This window comes from Bacillus cereus group sp. N8, from assembly GCF_016483685.1.
Classification (GTDB): domain Bacteria; phylum Bacillota; class Bacilli; order Bacillales; family Bacillaceae_G; genus Bacillus_A; species Bacillus_A proteolyticus.
This window is the reverse complement of sequence record NZ_JAEHBK010000004.1, coordinates 16998-34196: the sequence shown is the minus strand read 5'-3', so window position 1 is coordinate 34196 and position 17199 is coordinate 16998. Positions and strand designations below refer to the sequence as shown.

The following is a 17199-nucleotide window of genomic DNA, read 5'->3' as shown; positions in this document are numbered from 1 at the left end:
TATATTTGATAATCATGCAGCATTGCATAAGTCATTCAAAGATTCATAAGTAAAGGGGATGACACGATATGATTAACGTAGTATTTTCACTTGGCACGATTATTGCTTTGTACAATTAGTAAAAATATAAAGAGGGGTGTTATCGTGCCGATTCAATCAGAAAAACATACAAATACAGATGAAGTTGAAAATCCTTTAGAGGAATTTCAATCTATATTAAAAGAGGCGCTTCATCTTTTAAGTTATCCAGACGAAGTATTCGAATTTCTGAAAAAACCGATGCGTTTTTTAGAAGTAAGCATTCCTGTTCGCATGGATGATGGAACAACAAAGGTATTTCAAGGGTATCGCGCTCAGCATAACGACGCAGCAGGGCCAACAAAAGGTGGTATTAGATTTCATCCAGATGTTACGGCAGAAGAAGTAAAAGCACTTGCTGGCTGGATGAGCTTGAAATGTGGAGTGACAGGACTTCCATATGGAGGCGCAAAGGGCGGGATTATTTGTAATCCACAGGAGTTGAGTTTTAGAGAACTAGAGTTACTGAGTCGTGGGTATGTAAGAGCAGTAAGTCAAATTGTGGGACCGACGAAAGATATTCCGGCACCTGATATGTATACAAATGCGCAAATTATGGCTTGGATGCTAGATGAATATGACCATATTAGGGAGTTTGACTCTCCAGGCTTTATAACCGGGAAGCCATTAATGTTAGGAGGATCACAAGGACGGGAAACAGCAACTTCTAAAGGTGTATTGTATACACTTCAGTTAGTAAGTGAGTTAAAACAAATTCCTTTGCAAAATATGCGAGTTATTATTCAAGGGTTTGGGAATGTTGGAGGTTATTTGGCGAAATATTTATATGATATTGGTGTGAAAGTAGTCGGGGTATCAGATGCTATAGGAGGAATTTATAATCCAGACGGTCTAGATGTTCCTTATTTACTAGAAAACAGAGATTCTTTCGGTGTAGTATCGAATCTCTTTAGTAAAACAATTTCTAATCAGGAGTTGTTAGAAAAAGAATGTGATGTACTCATTCCGGCGGCAATTGGAGGAGTCATTACAAAGCATAATGCAGGAAAGCTTGGATGTAAGATTATCATTGAGGCTGCAAATGGACCAACAACAAAAGAGGCGATAACTATGTTAGAGGAAAAGGGAATTTTGGTTGTTCCAGATATTTTAGCAAACTCTGGTGGCGTGATTGTTTCATATTTTGAATGGTGTCAAAATAACCAAGGATATTACTGGACGGAGCAATATGTTGATCAATGTTTAAAGGAGAAAATTACATCTAGTTTTTCTAACGTACTTGATACTTCTAAATGCTTTGGAGTAAATATGAAAATTGCTGCTTATATTGAAGGGGTTCGCAAGATTGTAGAAGCATCGCGCCTAAGAGGTTGGTTGCATTTTTAACCTAAAGGGAGGGCTAAAATGAAACTGGATATTTTATTAGAAGAAGTGGAGAGACAACAAATCAGTTATTACTGTATTGTGTCGAATAGTCATCGTTACGATATAGCTGTTACGTATTCACAACAGTTTCTTGGAAAAGCAATGGTTACCTCAATTCAAAATGGGAGAATGGTTTTATTAAGCCAAGAAGATATTGGAGAGGAACAATATTGGGCAACAAGGCTAGGAATTGAGGTAGAGGACATAGAGGAGTTTCAAAGCTTTTTCTATATGATTCTTCAGTCACAAAGGTTAGAAGAACAATATTAATAGAATAAAAGAAAGGGATGATTGATTATGTATTATGATATTATTACGAGTCCGTGTTATGGAATAATTGAAAAAGTGTCTATTAATAAGGATTCTCGAGTTTATGAATGGGAGCCATTATTTTCTATTAAAGATATGAATGGTAAACTGGAAGTAATTAAGATGGGATGTAGTGGAGAAGTTCAATCTTTAGAAGTAGAGGCAGGCGACAAAGTAATTCCAGGTATGGTATTAGCGTATATTCAAGAAGACCTTTTCGTTAGTGGTAGCGATTAATGATAGAACAATGAGGAAGATGGAGGCACTCATCTTCCTTTTTTTATTAAATAAAGGAAAAAAAGTTTATTATCAGATTAATTAAAAAAATCTGTATTTAATGATACAATACAAATTAAGTAGTCCAAAGGAGGAATAGCAGAATGTTTTCCATTGCTCGTAATAAAATTAGACCCATTGTTTCTCTACCTATCGATCAATCCGAAAAGGAACGGAATATAGATGTTGAAAATATAAAAGAACCTTTTCTATTTTTAAAAAGAGGAGAGAAATTATTTGCATACGTTCATGTCAAGGATCTGCTATCAAACAGTAAGGAGTTAAATTCCAAGGCGTTGCTTTCAAATGCAGTTTCGCTAGATACGATATGTTATCTTAGTAAAAATATTTCTTTAACAGCTCTTTTTCAAATTATTGGAGCGCCGATTGCCATAGTGAAAAATGAAATGGATGAGTTAATAGGATATATAAGAAGAGAAGATATTTTTGCAGAACTATTTAAACAAGAAAATCAGAGTGTTGATATATTGAAAATTATTTTAACGTCTATTCCGATGGGGATTTTTGTAGTAGACCGTGAAAAGAAAATTGTAAATTGCAATGAATCTGGTTTGAAGATGATTAAATCTACACCTGAAAAAGTGATGAATGTACCAGCGGAACAAATTTTTAATGAAGAACAAATTAATAGCGTATTTGCAACGGGAAAGACAATTTTGAATCAATTACAAATCACAAATGAGATGGGTGTATTAGTTGACTACAGTCCTATTCCAAACTTTGATCAAAGCATTGAAGGAATGGTTATTATCGTACAAGATTTGCCGATGGTTGAGGACATGGCGATGGAAATTGAATATATAAAGGATTTAAATAAAGATTTACATGCAATCTTGTCTAGTATTTATGATGAAATATTAGTTGTTAATCATAAAGGGGAATTAATTCGTTACAGTGAAACCGTTATCAATGATTTTTGGGGGAGTAATTTGAAAGATCTTTTAGGAAAAAATCTTTTAGACTTAGAAAAGAAAGGATTATTTAGTCCATCTGTCACACGATTAGTGCTGGAACAACAAAAAAAGGTATCAGTTGTACAAGAAACAAAAAGCGGAAGAAAAATATTGGCAGTTGGAAATCCTGTATTTAATGAAAACGGAGAGCTTCACCGCATTATTATTGCCTCAAGAGATATTACAGAAGCAACGAGATTGAAGACGGAATTACATGAAATAAAGAAGATATCAGAGCAATATAAGAAAGAATTAGATGATTTTAAAAATAAAGATCGTTTTCTTAAGAAGCTTATTTACTGTAGTCCGAAAATGGAGCAAATTATTAACCAAGCTAAAAAAATAGCAGATTTTTCTTCCAACGTTCTTATTTCTGGAGAGTCTGGTGTCGGAAAAGAAGTAATTGCCCAGGCAATTCATCAACTTGGAAACAGATCTTCAAAGCCATTTTTAAAATTAAATTGTGGTGCAATTCCAGAAACTTTGTTAGAAAGTGAATTATTTGGTTATACGAAAGGTGCTTTTACAGGAGCCGATAAAAATGGAAAAGAAGGATATTTTAAGCGAGCTGATCAAGGTATTTTATTTTTAGATGAAATTGGAGAAATGCCTTTACATTTGCAAGTGAAATTACTTAGAGTCCTACAAGAACAAGAGGTAATTCCTATCGGAAGTACAATACCTATGAAAATAAATGTGCAAATCATTGCTGCTACAAATAAGAGTCTTGAAAAGATGGTAGAGGCAGGAACGTTCCGTGAAGATTTATTTTATCGCTTAAATGTAATTCCATTGGAAGTTCCTCCTCTACGAGAGAGAATGGAAGATGTTCCAGTACTTGCCTTTCATTTTTTACAACAGTTAAATGAAAAATATAATAAAAATTATCATCTAACTCCGGATGCACTTAACTTACTAGAGTTTTATTCATGGCCAGGAAATGTACGTGAATTACAAAATATGATTGAACGTTTAGTAGTATCAGCAGATGATCCGGTAATTGAAGCTGAGTTTGTTAGTAAGTTTTTAACACCTGGCTATGATTTTAAAAAATCAAAACCAGTTATTACAAGAGTATTACCGTTACAAGAAGCACTACATTCTGTAGAAGAACAATTGATTTTACTTGCAATGAAGCAGTATAAAACAACGACTAAGGCTGCAAAAGCTCTTGGAATCAGCCAATCTTCAGTGAGTCGTAAATATCAAAAGATTGTTAGTGAAAAAGAGATAGCGGCTGATATCATCTCATATTCCTAAAAAAGGAGAAGGTCACATAGACTTCTCCTTTTTGTGTGCGCACAGCATGTACATATTCTCTGGGATTCAAGTCCCGAGTGGTGAAGGCGATAGCGGAAATGATTAAAGTCTCACTTTATGCAAAATGGAATAGTGTATGCGGAAATGCATAAAATGTTTGTTATTTTTAAGAAAATAGTCAGTTTATCCCGCTATTTGTGGGCAGTAAAACTCCCACCTCAAAATTCAGGTGGAGCAAAGAATTTAGGTTGGAGCCCTGCTGCCCGTAAACGCCGGATTGGTGAGGGCTGATAATCAGTGGGGATGAACAAAACCCTCACTGATTAAAGTTTCACTTTATGTATGATTCTTTTGAATTTTAAATATTGGCATGAAATTTGCTTATAAATATATAAACAATCGATAAAGGGGGATTCAATATAGTGCTAGATTTAAAAATGTATGTAAACGGTGAATGGAGAGACTCTAGTAATCAAGAAAAAAGGATGATTATTAACCCTGCGAATGGCAAGGGTATAGCATATGCACCTGAGGGAACGATTGAGGATGCAAAATACGCAATAGAAGTGGCAAGAGCGGCTTTTGATAGCGGAATTTGGTCAGAAACATCTACTGCTGAAAGGGCATCATATTTATTTAAAATAGCAGATGAAATTGATAAAAATATGGAAGAATTAGTATACCTTGAAACAATGGATAATGGAAAAACATATCGTGAGGCAGAAGGAGATATTGGAGATGCAGCGGCTTGTTTTCGCTATTATGCCGGATTGATTACAAAGCCAGATGGTCAAACATATCATGTAGCCGATCCGATGCAAGCGATGGTTGTAAGAGAGCCAGTTGGTGTTTGTGGATTAATTGTTCCATGGAATTATCCGCTATTGATGAGTGTATGGAAAATAGCACCTGCTTTAGCAGCTGGAAATACAATTGTGTTTAAACCTTCTGAAGTGACACCAATTACTGCGACAAAGCTATTCGAAATCCTTGAAAAAGTAGGGCTACCAAAAGGTGTAGCCAATATGGTAATGGGGGCTGGTCCAATAGTAGGGAATGAAATTGCAGCGAGTCATAAAGTGGATATGATTTCCTTTACAGGTGGAACAAAAACAGGTAAGCACATTATGAGAACGGCAGCAGATAATATGAAAAAGATTTCGCTAGAGCTTGGAGGCAAATCACCAAATATTATTTTTGCAGATGCAGATTTTGAAACGGCGATTGATTATGCACTATTTGGTATTTATGCAGGTAGCGGACAAGTATGTTCAGCAGGATCGAGAATCCTTGTTGAAGAAAGCGTTTACGATAAATTTGTTAATAGTTTTGTAGAGAGAGCGCAGCAAATTAACGTTGGGCCTGGTGATAATCCTGAATCAGAAATGGGACCACTTGTAAGTCAAGAACATATGGAAAAAGTATTACGCTACATTGAAATTGGGAAAGACGAAGGCGCAGACATTGCTTGTGGAGGTAAGCGAATACTGACAGATGGAAAAGATGAGGGTTTCTTTATTGAACCAACGGTCTTTGTTAATGTAAAACCCGATATGCGCATTGTCCAGGAAGAAATCTTCGGTCCTGTTGTAGTAATTCAAAAGTTTAAAACTGAACAGGAAGCAATTGAGTTAGCAAACGGTACAGATTATGGCTTAGCTGGAGGGGTATTTACTGTTGATGGTGCGAAAGCAATGCGTGTAATTCGCAAGCTTCGCGCAGGAATTACGTGGATTAATAGCTATCATCCAACATACAATGAGGCGCCTTGGGGCGGATATAAGCAAAGTGGTATAGGTCGTAGTCTAGGAACGTTTGGTTTAGAAGAATTTCAAGAAATTAAGCAGATTAATATAAATCTAGAAGTAGAACCTATTGGTTGGTTTGCAAATAAAAAAAATGTAGAGGTGAATTAGATGGAAACGAACGTGAAAAATAAATTGAATGAGAAAGAATTAAATGTAAATGAGTATATTACGAAAGTACTACAGTTAATTGAAAAAGAAAAAGTATCTGAAGAAGAGGCAAATTGGATTCAAAAAGAAACAGTAGACGGATTTAGAGAGCATGTGAATCCTGGTTTTCTTGCTTATAGAAAAACAGTAACAAAAGATGGACAATTTGCAGCAGTAGAATGGTCTGATGAAGGATCTTGTTTTATGGATATTAATGGTAAGAAATACATTGACTGTTTAGGTGGATTCGGAATTTATAATGTTGGTCACCGTAATCCGAAAGTAGTAAAAGCTGTAACAGATCAATTAAAGCGTCAAGCATTGCACAGTCAGGATTTACTAGATCCACTTCGAGCGATTCTTGCAAAGATTTTAGCGGATATTACACCTGGTGATTTGAAATATGCCTTCTTCACAAATAGTGGAACAGAAAGTGTAGAGGCAGCATTAAAACTAGCAAAAATGTATAGTGAACGAACAACTTTCATTTCTACAACTCGTGCTTTCCATGGTAAGAGCCTTGGTGCTTTATCTGGGACGGCAAAAGGAATGTTCCGTAAGCCATTTTTACCATTAATTCCGGGTTTCCGTCATGTCCCATTTGGCGATATTGATATGATGAGAAAAACATTTGAGACATGTGCATTAGTAGGAGAAGATGTTGCAGCAGTTATTTTGGAGCCAATTCAAGGGGAGGGCGGCATTATTTTACCTCCAGAAAATTATTTGAAACAAGTGCGAGAGCTTTGTGATGAGTTTGATTCGCTCCTTATTTTCGATGAAGTACAAACTGGAATGGGCCGTACAGGAAAAATGTTTGCAGCAGATTTATATGATGTTGTGCCGGATATTATTTGTCTTGCGAAAGCGTTTGGTGGAGGTGTAATGCCAGCGGGAGCTATTGTTGCGAAAGAAAAAGTATTCCAAAGTTGGTTTGAAAATCCATTTATGCATACAACAACGTTTGGCGGGAATCCTCTCGCATGTGCTGCTGCAATTGCAACAATCCATGTATTATTGGAAGAGAAATTACCGGAACGAGCGATGGAAGTTGGAGAGTATTTCTTAAAAGGATTGAAACAAGCAGCAGAAGGACACGAAGATAAAATCTTTGAAATCCGTGGTCAAGGTTTAATGATTGGGATTGAATTCCATAAAGACGAGATTGGTTATGAAGTGTCAAAGGCGATGTTTGATCAAGGTATTCTTGTTGCGGGAACATTAATTAACTCAAAAACAATTCGTATTGAACCATCCCTTACAATTAGTTATGAAGAAGTAGATACAGTGATTAATACGTTTAAATCCGTGCTAAATCAAGTAAAAGTAAAATGAATTTAAATTCAAACAAGTAATATATTTATATGTTATTACAAAAAGGCAGTGTAACGAAAAGTTACACTGCCTTTTTATTACATTTTTAATTGGAAGTATTTACATGACACTTGTCTTAGTGTACTATTTAACTAACACACTAAGACAGGAGGGGAGAAATGAAAATCGAGTTTTCTCCAAACACACCAATTTACATTCAAGTAATGGAATACATAAAAAAAGAAATTGTAACGGGTCATTTATTGCCTGGCGATAAAATTCCCTCTGTACGTGAATTAGCGAGTGAATTACAAGTAAATCCAAATACGATTCAACGTACATTTCAAGAACTAGAGCGGGATGGAGTTGTTGTAACGCGTAGAGGAATGGGACGATATGTAACGAATGAAGGGGAGAAAATTATGGAGCTGCGAAAAGATATGGCGAGAGAATTACTTCATTCTTTTATAGATGGAATGGACAATTTAGGTTTTTCAGAAGAAGAAATTCTTACAATCCTTCGTTCTTCATTACATGAGAAAAGGGAGGAGAACGAATGACAGAGTTATTAAAAATAGAAAACTTATGGAAGCGGTACGGATTAAAAGCAGTGATCCGTGAGTTAAATATAGAGATTACAGAAGGAAAAATCGTTGGGCTTGTTGGAGATAACGGAAGCGGGAAAACGACGTTATTAAAAATGATTGCAGGTCTACAACATCCTTCTGAAGGCAGCATAGTAATTAATGGTAAAAAAGTAGGGTTAGAGACGAAAGAAATCGTTTCATTTATGTCTGACAAGCCAGTCTTTGATGATTGGATGACTGTAAAAGATGCATTATTTTTCTATCGAGATTTTTATAAAGACTTCGATATTCAAAAAGCAGTAGATACGATTGCGGAATTTAAAATACCGTTAGAAGAAAAAATTATAGCATTATCAAAAGGGATGGTGGAAAAGCTTCAAATTATTTTAACGTTTTCTCGAAAAGCGAAGTTATATGTACTAGATGAACCACTTGGCGGAATTGATCTTGTTTCTAGAGAACACGTATTAGATCTCATTCTACAATTTTATAGAGAAGATTGTACAATACTAATTTCAACTCATTTAATAAATGAAGTTGAAAATATTTTTGATGAGGTAATCTTTTTAAAAGATGGAGAAATTGTATTGTATGAAAATGTAGAAGAGTTACGTTTTCAGAGAGGGAAAGCTGTCACGGATGTGTTTAAGGAGGTGTTCAGTAGATGAAGTCGAGCTTAATATATATGTACAATGTAAATAAAAAGCAAATTATTATTTCATTGTTATCATTTATATTCGTTGTAGCTGTAGCTTTCGTGAGTTTGGGAAATTATATTAAGCAAGAATCAGGAGAGGTAAGGCAAGCAATTATAGTTGGTGTGGTTATGGTAGTATATATAACCTTTTTAGCATTGATATTTATTCAGGCAGTGTCTGCATTTGGGAAAATGACTGAAAGCACATTATTCAGGTTAACAACGATATCAGGTGGAAAAATTGTTTTAGCGATATTGTTATATGCTGCAATTGGTTTATTTATTTTTGAAGTAATAGGTTCTATTTTTTTATATAGTATTTCTATGAAAATAATAAAAGGTACAGAGCTCTATGAAATGTTATTTACCCAAAGTGTATTAAATCCATTAAAGCACCTATTTAGCACTATTATATATATATTTAATTTTTCTAGTATATTGCTTGTTTTGCTTTTTGTAGTAGCTAGCGTTAAAGTGTTTTCTTTGAAAAAGAAGAAGTTAGAATATCCAATTGTATTTTTCTTATTTTTACTAGTAACAAAAGTATTGGGCACTGTATATGGAATGTTGGGCGGTCTTGCTCCTACAGCGTCTTTAATAACAAAGTTAGTGTATATAGATGAATCATCAGGAGCAAATGTGCTGCTCTATCAAGAAAAACTTATGAATATATATAGTATTTGTTTTTCGGTCGGAGTATTTATTCTACTTGTTTATATGACAGGTCGCATAATCGATAAAAAACTAGAAGTCTAAAGGAGGAATCAGCATTGGGAAACGTAGTAGTAAAATTAGAAAATGTTCGAAAAAGGATTGGTGGAACAGAAATTATCCGTGGTTTATCATTTGAAGTTCGAGAAGGAGAAGTGTACGGATTCCTTGGACCGAACGGTAGTGGTAAGACGACGACAATTCGTATGATGACAGGTCTTATATCAATGACAGAGGGCGATATTACAATTTGTGGTCATAGCATTCGTACGGAGCGTGAAAAGGCGTTAGAGCAAATTGGCGCAATTGTAGAAAATCCTGAGCTATATGATTATATGACAGGTATGCAAAACTTAAAGCAGTTTGCAAACATGGCAATTACCCCAATTAGTAAAGAGCGCATCGCTGAAATTGTAAAGCTTGTTGAATTAGAGCATGCCATTCATAAAAAGGTGAAAACATATTCACTTGGTATGAAGCAACGTTTAGGAATTGCACAGGCATTACTGCATCAGCCGAAAATCTTAATTTTAGATGAACCGACAAATGGATTAGATCCAGCTGGTATTCGCCAAATTCGTGATTATTTACAACGATTAGCGAAAGAAGAAAATATTGCGGTCATTGTATCAAGTCACTTATTAAGTGAGATTGAATTAATGTGTGATCGCGTTGTTATTATTAAGCAAGGTGAGTTTGTACAAGAGTACAACTTACATGAACAAACGAAACATGATGAGACAGTAGTTGTAGCGTTTGAAGTAGATCAAGTACAAAAAGCAAATGAAATCATTAAAGGTAAGGCGAAAGGAAACGTAATTGTAGTATCTGTAACGAAAGAAGAAATTCCACAACTTGTAAAAAAACTTGTGAATGACGATGTGCTTGTATATGGCGTTACTGTTCAAAATAAAACGTTAGAGGATGAGTTCTTAGCAATTACTGGGGGAGTGAAAGCGTAATGTTTAAATTAATTCAAAATGAATTTTTAAAATTACATGCGAAAAAAGGTATGTATATTTTAATAGGTGTAATTGCAGCATTGGAGATTTTGGGAGTCTTAGGGATGCTGAAATGGGGAGGAGGAAATGAGTTTAAAGGATCATATTTCGATTTTGTAAGTTCAGAGATTGGTTTAATTATCTTATTTGCAACAATTTTTGGAATCACGATTGCTTCTCGTACAATTACTGATGAGTTTCAAAAAGGTACAATTAAGCAGTTATTAATCCGTCCGAGAAAACGAATTACAGTTTTGTTCTCTAAATATATTACAGTGTTACTTACTATATTATTTATCATATTTGCTAGCACGTTAATCGCAATAATTATTGGCAGAATTGTAATGGATGGTAGTAAAACTGAATTAACATTAGGAATTGTATTAAAAACAATTATATATCAATTTTTATCACCATTTTTCTTTGCAACGCTTGCATTTTTCTTAGCAAACGTATTTAGAAATTCTGTATTACCATTAATTATTACGCTGTTCCTATTTTTCTTACAAGGAGCAATTAATATGGTACTAATGATGTTTGCAAAAGGTGTAGCGAAATTTGTTGTGTTCGTCCATTTAAATTTAAGTGTTTACGATAGCAATAAATTAGTTAGTGGTGGAATGGAACCACCATTTACAGAATTTACGTTTACAACTTCATTATTACTTGTAGTTGCATACTTTGCTGTATTACTTGTAGCATCAAGTGTATTATTCCAAAAACGTGACGTATTATAATAGAGAAAATCCCCGTGTTAACGGGGATTTTTATTACATAACGCTCTCCTAGATTTTAACTGGAAGAACAGTAAAACGGTATTTTAAATAAAATGTACTATATATTTTAAGAGATATGTTGTTTGAAATCATTTGAGAAAAGTAGGAAGATTTTCAACTATATTCATATTATAATTTAGTTATCCGACCATTTATCCCGCTATTTGTGGGCAGTAAGACCCTCACCTCAAAATTCAGCGAAAGAAGAGAAGTTAGGTGGGGGATCAACTGCTCGTAAAAGCCCGATTGGTGAGGGCTAATAATCAGTGGGGGATGAAGAACACCCCCACTGATTAAAGTTTCACTTTATTTTTACTATCTCTGGAGGTGTTCAATATGCAATATGCATTTTCACGTATAAGGCTACGTAGTTTTTTTGGGTGGATGATTATAGGGATATTCCTAACGATGATTCCATTAAGTTTATCAGGTGCTTCTGACAATACGATAGAGTTCATGTCACAAATATCAATATTTTTCGTATTTCCACTATTGTGGCTATATTTAAAAACAAGTAAAAATAATGTTGTTTTTAAAAGTTTTTTTGATAAGCCCAGCCGTTTACATTGGGGGTTAATTATATTAGCAACGATAATGGGAATAATTTTTTCAGTCGGTATATCCCAAATTCAATTCTATATATTAGCACATACTTTACCTAATTTCTTAATTACTATGTTAGAAGACGGAAATGTTATTAATACGAGTAACATATATATGACGATATTTACTTTCATTTCAGCATGTGTATTAGCACCTATCATGGAAGAAGTTATATTTAGGGGCTTCTTTTTACAGCGAATGGCTTATAAATGGGGGATTAAACGAGCGGTTATTATATCCTCTCTGATTTTTGGACTAGGACATTTTGATGTTATCGGTGCTTTCATGTTCGGTGTTATTATGTGCCTTCTATACATAAAGACAAAAAATATATGGACGAATATTGCTGTGCACGCTCTTAATAATTTGATTGCGACAAGTATACAATTTGTAAGTGGAGAGGGAAGTGATGCAATCTCAATTACGGAATTGCAGGCACAAAGTAATTTATGGATTGGTATTGGCCTTGCGGTTGTTGGGTTACTGTGGTTAATTCCTTACATTTGGAAACAATGGCGTACAGTAAAAGAAGTTGGTGTGCCACCTGTTCGCTTCATAGACGAAGAAAAAGTCGTGAATACATCAGAAGAAAATGAAATATATAGCCAAGTGATCGTAACGGATAGATTAATGGCTGTAGAACTATCAGATGAAGCTGTAAATAAGCTTCGGTTAGAGGAAAATGATTATGTAACAGTTTCTGTAGAAGAAGATAAAATTATAATAAAGAAAGCACATGATAGATAATTAAAAAGTAGCTCGCTAGGAGCTACTTTTTAATTTGTAATAATTTCTACACGAAAATTATTACCGTTCTTTACATATTTTATATCTGTAACAGTGCGGACTGTTTTTAAAAGCTCCACTTTTTCACCAATTCGAGGGATGGTCGGAACATTGTCCCAAATACCAAGCAAGCCGTCTAATTGTGCCGTTTTTTCATAAAACCAGATTTTCAATGTAAAGCCCCTTTCTCGAACTTTATGTATTTTAATACATAATATATTATTTTTATTCTTATTGTAAGGGGTTTTTTAATATTTTATGAATAAAAATAAATTAAACTTCTGGGAAGATATGTTCAATATCCGGAGTAAGAGATACTTCTGATAATACGATATGAGAAACTGTCGTTGCATATGAAGAAACATCATTAATAAATTCTTCAAGTTCTACGAGTGAAGGAACAGAAATTTTTACAATATAGCATAAGCTTCCTGTTACTCGGTAACAAAAACTTGCAGATGGATAAGACTGAATAAACTGTTGCATACGTGTTGTATCACCATTTTTTAAAGTAATTTCTAAAATGCAATCTAAAACGAGTCCAGCTTTCTTATAATCGATATCGATTGTGTATTTTTGAATAACGCCTTCACTTTCGAGTTTACGAACACGTTCTGTAGTAGACGGAGCGGATAAGTTTACTCGTTTTGCTAATTCGCGCATGGAAAGGCGACTATCATTATATAATTCATTTAAAATTTTTCGATCAACACGGTCTAGTTGCATTTGTAAATAAACCTCCAGTGAAATGATATTTTTTGTAAAGGAAAAATATAAATTAAGATTCATATGAAATGTAAAGTGAACTTTATTTATTTTACAATAAAACAGAAGGAAATAGGAGGGGAAATGATGGAGAGGATTTCATTATCAAATGTAGGAGATACAAAGTTTCAAAAGTTATTAGATCATAATCCGGATATATTACATTCGTGGAGTGCGTTAGAGGATACAATGTACAATAAAGGAACTCTTTCAGCAGAGTTGAAGGAGCAAGTGAGACGAACATTAGCGTATGGGAATGAATGTCTATACTGTATGGCAAAGGGAAGACCTGATGATATGCAAAAGGTAGAAGAAATTAGTGTAGCAGTTACTTTTGTACATACATTTGTCCATGACCGAAAGGCGATAAATGATAATATGTTTCATGTGTTAAAACAATATTGGACGGAAAAAGAAATTGTAGAGCTTTGCACGTATATTTGTTTTATTACTGCGTCGCAGCAACTTGGTTTTCTGTTTCAATTACAGCCCAATTAAATAGGAGGATAGTATGCTTAATCAAGTAGCACTTCTAATCATTGATGTACAAGAAGCATTCAACTTGCCGTACTGGGGCATGAGGAATAACCTTTTCGCGGAAGAAAATATGAAAAGTTTGTTAGAAGAGTGGAGAAAAAGGAAACTACCAGTTTTTCATATTCAACATGTAAATAAAGAAGATGTTCAGTCGATGTTTTATCAATATGCGGAAACGGTGAATTTTAAGGAAGAAGTGAAACCACTGCGAGATGAGGTGATTATTCAGAAATCTGTTAATAGCGCGTTCATTGGGACAAATTTAGAAGAACAATTAGGAGAGCAAAAATGTAATACTGTAGTGATTGTAGGATTAACAACAAATCATTGTGTGGAGACTACAACACGGATGGCAGGTAATTTAGGATTTACAACGTATTTAGTGAGCGATGCGACGGCTACATTCAATCGTAAAGGTCTGGACGGGATAGAGTATAGTGCAGAGGACATTCACAATATGACACTTGTAAACTTACATGATGAATTTGCTAAAATCGTTATGACTGAAGATATTTTAAAATTATTTTAAGAAAATAATTGCGGAATTATGTAGAAAAAAATAAGAATATTTCGTATAATCTAAGTATAATCATTTTGAAAATAGGGGTGGCATCATATGAAGCAAATTCCAGTAAAGAAAATAGAAGAAGTACTCGTTTTAGCAGGAGAGGATAAACAAAGGCAAAAGGAATTTTATGAATTGCTCTTAACAACGGAGTTTTATGTTGCTGGTTCATTAGAAGCAGAGGACGGGGCAACAGAAGGCACACTTCGTTTGCGTCATTTCCAAGGAGAGGACAGATGGATCGTTCCATTCTTTACGCAATTGGAATTTGTAAAAGATGTGTTGCCAGAAGGGACACCCCTTATTACGATACGTGGAAAAGAATTATTTGGTAGCATCGAGAAAGATGCGACAGCTGTATTAAATGTTGGAACAGATATGAGTAAAACATTTATTCCAGAAGAAATCGCAGATATCGCATCTGGACGAATCTTTAATTATTATAAGTAAAAGGAAAAGCTTAGTAGCTTTTCCTTTTTAATTTGAACAAGGAGTGGCTATACCAGTAGAAATAGAAACAGTTTTGTTATTTGTATTTATTGTTGCTGTAGCTCCGAGGGGAATACCGATATTTGGGCTTATATGTCCAATTGGTAAACCGAATAGCACAGGTATATTATATGGTGTGAAATATTCATATAATATTGTTTGCAATGACTGGGATGGTTTAGAAGGGTTGCAGTCGTGACAACTTGTAAAAATTACGCCACTGCATTCATTAAACTGTCCAGATAAAAGTAGTTGATTTAACATCCGGTCAATGCGGTACGGTTCTTCACCAATATCTTCAAGCAATAAAAGTTTATTTGCCGTATTTATCTCATAGGGCGAGCCAATTATACTTGTTAATACAGTTAAATTCCCTCCAACTAATGTGCCTGTAACTGTACATGGAGAGGTAGGTACGATACATTCTGATGCATATAAGATAGATGAATACGGATGGAAAAGTTGATTGAAAGAAGATAAAGAGAGAGAATCTATACCTTTGCCTAATTCTTCAATCATTGGGCCATGAAAAGTAACCAGCTCCGCATAACGTGAAAAAGCGATATGCAAAGCCGTAATATCGCTATATCCCCAAAAAATTTTTGGATTCTGTTGAATAATTTCATATTGAATGTAAGGGAGAAGGCGAGCGCTTCCGTAACCACCCCGTGCACAAAAAACCGCTTTGACCTCAGTATTTGCAAATGCTTCATGTATATCATCAAGACGAACTTGATCACTTCCAGCTAAATATCCATATTTTTCATAAACACTCTTTCCAATTATTACGGATAATCCCATCTCTTTTAATACTTTCACGCCTTTTAAAACATTTTCGGACGTTGGTGGGCCTGATGGAGCGATAACCATTACAGTGTCACCTTGTTTTAATGCATTTGGATAAATCATTGTATTCCCTCCTTCTCTTTCAATATATTCGCGTAGTGATGGTTCAATCCTTGTAAAAGGAGGGGAAAGTATGTCATATAAAGAAGGTATAAGGAAAGTAGGAGGGGAAAAGATGTTTACAAGCCGAGTTACAGAGATCTTACAAGTGAAAAATCCTATTATTCAAGCGGGGATGGCAGGTGCTATTACAACGCCAGAGCTCGTTGCAGCTGTAAGTAATGGCGGAGGGTTAGGTACGCTTGGAGCTGGCTATATGGGCCCAGAAAAAATTCGTGAAGCTATTTATAAGATAAGGGAGTTAACAGATAAACCATTTGGTGTTAATTTACTTTTAACAAAAGAGATAAAGATAGAAGAAGAAAAGGTAAAAGAGGCGAACGTATTACTTGAAGCGGTGAATAGAGAACTAGGTATAGAGGGAGAGCAGGCGCTAAAGCTGCCGAAAAGCTATAAAGCGCAATTACAAGTACTACTAGAGGAAAAGGTACCAGTCGTTAGTTTTGCATTTCAAACGTTAGAAAAAGAAGAAATAGATGATTTGAAAAAGGAAGGGATAAAAGTTATCGGAACAGCTACCCATGTAGTGGAAGCGAAAGCACTTGCTAAGTTAGGGGTAGATATTATCGTCGGGCAAGGTAGCGAGGCAGGAGGGCATAGAGGAACGTTTATCGGGAAAGAACGTGAAGCTATGATTGGTACGTTTGCGTTAATTCCACAATTAGTAGCAGCAGTACCTCATATTCCGATTGTCGCAGCAGGTGGTGTAATGAACGGACAAGGGCTTGTTGCGGCATTTGCGTTAGGGGCAGAAGCTGTTCAAATGGGATCAGCCTTTTTAACGAGTGAAGAAAGTATTACACATGATGCATATAAAGAGGCCGTATTACAAAGTACAGATACGAGTACAACTGTAACCCGTGCGTTTTCCGGGAAATATGCACGGGGTATTCGTAATGAATTTATAGAGAGACATGAAGAAAAAGAAGAAGGGCTTCCGATGTACCCAGTACAAAATGTATTAACTTCTAAAATACGCCAAGAAGCAGCGAAGCAAAATAAGGGAGAGTATATGTCGCTTTGGGCGGGACAAGCATCATCATTAGCACGAATAGAGCCAGCTCAGCACGTAGTGGAGCGGGTCATGAAAGAAGTAGAAGATGTAATTGAACAATTACAAAATGTATATAGAAAAAGACCACTTGAATAATTCAAGCGGTCTTT

Annotated in this window: 19 protein-coding genes; 16 read left to right on the top strand and 3 right to left on the bottom strand. The window is 35.1% G+C overall.

Annotation, left to right across the window (positions count from 1 at the left end; genetic code table 11):
- Positions 1-144: 144 nt before the first annotated feature.
- The 12 genes from JDS80_RS08575 (at position 145) to JDS80_RS08520 (ending at position 12674) form a co-directional block, all read left to right on the top strand.
- Positions 145-1425 carry a Glu/Leu/Phe/Val dehydrogenase dimerization domain-containing protein gene (locus JDS80_RS08575; protein WP_199638020.1) on the top strand — a complete coding sequence of 427 codons (1281 nt, stop codon included), beginning with the start codon at positions 145-147 and terminating at the stop codon, positions 1423-1425.
- Between the two features lie 18 nt (positions 1426-1443).
- The gene (locus JDS80_RS08570) at positions 1444-1734 is read left to right on the top strand and encodes an SAV0927 family protein (RefSeq protein WP_071744781.1); all 291 of its coding nucleotides are present in this window, start codon (positions 1444-1446) and stop codon (positions 1732-1734) included.
- Between the two features lie 27 nt (positions 1735-1761).
- Positions 1762-2010, top strand: coding sequence for a biotin/lipoyl attachment domain-containing protein (locus JDS80_RS08565; RefSeq protein WP_000291044.1), 249 nt, complete (start codon positions 1762-1764; stop codon positions 2008-2010).
- A gap of 143 nt (positions 2011-2153) precedes the next feature.
- Positions 2154-4283, top strand: coding sequence for a sigma 54-interacting transcriptional regulator (locus JDS80_RS08560; protein WP_071770215.1), 2130 nt, complete (start codon positions 2154-2156; stop codon positions 4281-4283).
- A 422-nt stretch (positions 4284-4705) separates the two neighbouring features.
- Complete coding sequence (locus tag JDS80_RS08555) at positions 4706-6199, top strand: aldehyde dehydrogenase family protein (protein WP_098888872.1); 1494 nt, start codon at positions 4706-4708, stop codon at positions 6197-6199.
- On the top strand, positions 6200-7573 hold the full coding sequence (locus JDS80_RS08550; RefSeq protein ID WP_199638018.1) for a putrescine aminotransferase: 1374 nt from the start codon (positions 6200-6202) through the stop codon (positions 7571-7573).
- A 158-nt stretch (positions 7574-7731) separates the two neighbouring features.
- Positions 7732-8112: a GntR family transcriptional regulator gene (locus tag JDS80_RS08545; RefSeq protein WP_097831832.1), complete on the top strand. Its 381-nt coding sequence runs from the start codon at positions 7732-7734 to the stop codon at positions 8110-8112.
- Positions 8109-8807, top strand: a complete 699-nt coding sequence (locus JDS80_RS08540) for an ABC transporter ATP-binding protein (RefSeq protein ID WP_199638016.1) — start codon at positions 8109-8111, stop codon at positions 8805-8807. The genes JDS80_RS08545 and JDS80_RS08540 overlap by 4 nt, the downstream gene beginning before the upstream one ends.
- Entirely contained in the window at positions 8804-9592 is a 789-nt protein-coding gene (locus JDS80_RS08535; RefSeq protein ID WP_199638014.1) for an ABC transporter permease, read from the top strand. Before JDS80_RS08540 ends, JDS80_RS08535 begins: the two co-directional genes overlap by 4 nt.
- Before the next feature lie 14 nt (positions 9593-9606).
- Complete coding sequence (locus tag JDS80_RS08530) at positions 9607-10509, top strand: ABC transporter ATP-binding protein (RefSeq protein WP_199638012.1); 903 nt, start codon at positions 9607-9609, stop codon at positions 10507-10509.
- A complete protein-coding gene (locus tag JDS80_RS08525; RefSeq protein ID WP_199638010.1) occupies positions 10509-11285 on the top strand; it encodes an ABC transporter permease in 777 nt (258 codons plus the stop codon). The genes JDS80_RS08530 and JDS80_RS08525 overlap by 1 nt, the downstream gene beginning before the upstream one ends.
- A gap of 375 nt (positions 11286-11660) precedes the next feature.
- Positions 11661-12674, top strand: a complete 1014-nt coding sequence (locus JDS80_RS08520) for a type II CAAX endopeptidase family protein (RefSeq protein WP_199638008.1) — start codon at positions 11661-11663, stop codon at positions 12672-12674.
- A 29-nt stretch (positions 12675-12703) separates the two neighbouring features.
- On the opposite strand, the gene JDS80_RS08515 is transcribed toward JDS80_RS08520, so the two are convergent.
- Positions 12704-12886, bottom strand: coding sequence for a DUF3913 family protein (locus JDS80_RS08515; RefSeq protein WP_199638007.1), 183 nt, complete (start codon positions 12884-12886; stop codon positions 12704-12706).
- 100 nt (positions 12887-12986) lie between these two features.
- A complete protein-coding gene (locus tag JDS80_RS08510) occupies positions 12987-13439 on the bottom strand; it encodes an Lrp/AsnC family transcriptional regulator (RefSeq protein ID WP_071744791.1) in 453 nt (150 codons plus the stop codon).
- Between the two features lie 123 nt (positions 13440-13562).
- Here JDS80_RS08510 and JDS80_RS08505 point away from each other — a divergent pair, with 123 nt between their 5' ends.
- The 3 genes from JDS80_RS08505 to JDS80_RS08495 all read left to right on the top strand — a co-directional run bounded on the left by JDS80_RS08505 (position 13563) and on the right by JDS80_RS08495 (position 15030).
- Positions 13563-13976 (top strand): carboxymuconolactone decarboxylase family protein, encoded by a 414-nt coding sequence (locus JDS80_RS08505; RefSeq protein WP_199638006.1) that lies wholly within the window; start codon positions 13563-13565, stop codon positions 13974-13976.
- A gap of 13 nt (positions 13977-13989) precedes the next feature.
- Entirely contained in the window at positions 13990-14544 is a 555-nt protein-coding gene (locus JDS80_RS08500) for a cysteine hydrolase family protein (protein WP_199638005.1), read from the top strand.
- 87 nt (positions 14545-14631) lie between these two features.
- The gene (locus JDS80_RS08495) at positions 14632-15030 is read left to right on the top strand and encodes an SseB family protein (RefSeq protein ID WP_199638004.1); all 399 of its coding nucleotides are present in this window, start codon (positions 14632-14634) and stop codon (positions 15028-15030) included.
- A gap of 27 nt (positions 15031-15057) precedes the next feature.
- On the opposite strand, the gene JDS80_RS08490 is transcribed toward JDS80_RS08495, so the two are convergent.
- Positions 15058-15978 (bottom strand): S66 peptidase family protein, encoded by a 921-nt coding sequence (locus tag JDS80_RS08490; protein WP_071770208.1) that lies wholly within the window; start codon positions 15976-15978, stop codon positions 15058-15060.
- A 70-nt stretch (positions 15979-16048) separates the two neighbouring features.
- Between JDS80_RS08490 and JDS80_RS08485 the strand changes: the two genes are divergently transcribed.
- Positions 16049-17185, top strand: a complete 1137-nt coding sequence (locus JDS80_RS08485) for an NAD(P)H-dependent flavin oxidoreductase (protein WP_199638003.1) — start codon at positions 16049-16051, stop codon at positions 17183-17185.
- The last annotated feature ends 14 nt before the right edge of the window (positions 17186-17199 follow it).

Excerpts from the sequence above, each read along its gene's own strand:
- JDS80_RS08490 (WP_071770208.1), bottom strand. The coding sequence starts at position 15,978 with ATGATTTATCCAAATGCATTAAAACAAGGTGACACTGTAATGGTTATC.
- JDS80_RS08525 (WP_199638010.1), top strand. The coding sequence starts at position 10,509 with ATGTTTAAATTAATTCAAAATGAATTTTTAAAATTACATGCGAAAAAA.
- JDS80_RS08520 (WP_199638008.1), top strand. The coding sequence starts at position 11,661 with ATGCAATATGCATTTTCACGTATAAGGCTACGTAGTTTTTTTGGGTGG.
- JDS80_RS08485 (WP_199638003.1), top strand. The coding sequence starts at position 16,049 with ATGTCATATAAAGAAGGTATAAGGAAAGTAGGAGGGGAAAAGATGTTT.
- JDS80_RS08550 (WP_199638018.1), top strand. The coding sequence starts at position 6,200 with ATGGAAACGAACGTGAAAAATAAATTGAATGAGAAAGAATTAAATGTA.
- JDS80_RS08535 (WP_199638014.1), top strand. The coding sequence starts at position 8,804 with ATGAAGTCGAGCTTAATATATATGTACAATGTAAATAAAAAGCAAATT.
- JDS80_RS08495 (WP_199638004.1), top strand. The coding sequence starts at position 14,632 with ATGAAGCAAATTCCAGTAAAGAAAATAGAAGAAGTACTCGTTTTAGCA.
- JDS80_RS08510 (WP_071744791.1), bottom strand. The coding sequence starts at position 13,439 with ATGCAACTAGACCGTGTTGATCGAAAAATTTTAAATGAATTATATAAT.
- JDS80_RS08540 (WP_199638016.1), top strand. The coding sequence starts at position 8,109 with ATGACAGAGTTATTAAAAATAGAAAACTTATGGAAGCGGTACGGATTA.
- JDS80_RS08545 (WP_097831832.1), top strand. The coding sequence starts at position 7,732 with ATGAAAATCGAGTTTTCTCCAAACACACCAATTTACATTCAAGTAATG.
- JDS80_RS08565 (WP_000291044.1), top strand. The coding sequence starts at position 1,762 with ATGTATTATGATATTATTACGAGTCCGTGTTATGGAATAATTGAAAAA.
- JDS80_RS08505 (WP_199638006.1), top strand. The coding sequence starts at position 13,563 with ATGATGGAGAGGATTTCATTATCAAATGTAGGAGATACAAAGTTTCAA.
- JDS80_RS08570 (WP_071744781.1), top strand. The coding sequence starts at position 1,444 with ATGAAACTGGATATTTTATTAGAAGAAGTGGAGAGACAACAAATCAGT.
- JDS80_RS08560 (WP_071770215.1), top strand. The coding sequence starts at position 2,154 with ATGTTTTCCATTGCTCGTAATAAAATTAGACCCATTGTTTCTCTACCT.
- JDS80_RS08500 (WP_199638005.1), top strand. The coding sequence starts at position 13,990 with ATGCTTAATCAAGTAGCACTTCTAATCATTGATGTACAAGAAGCATTC.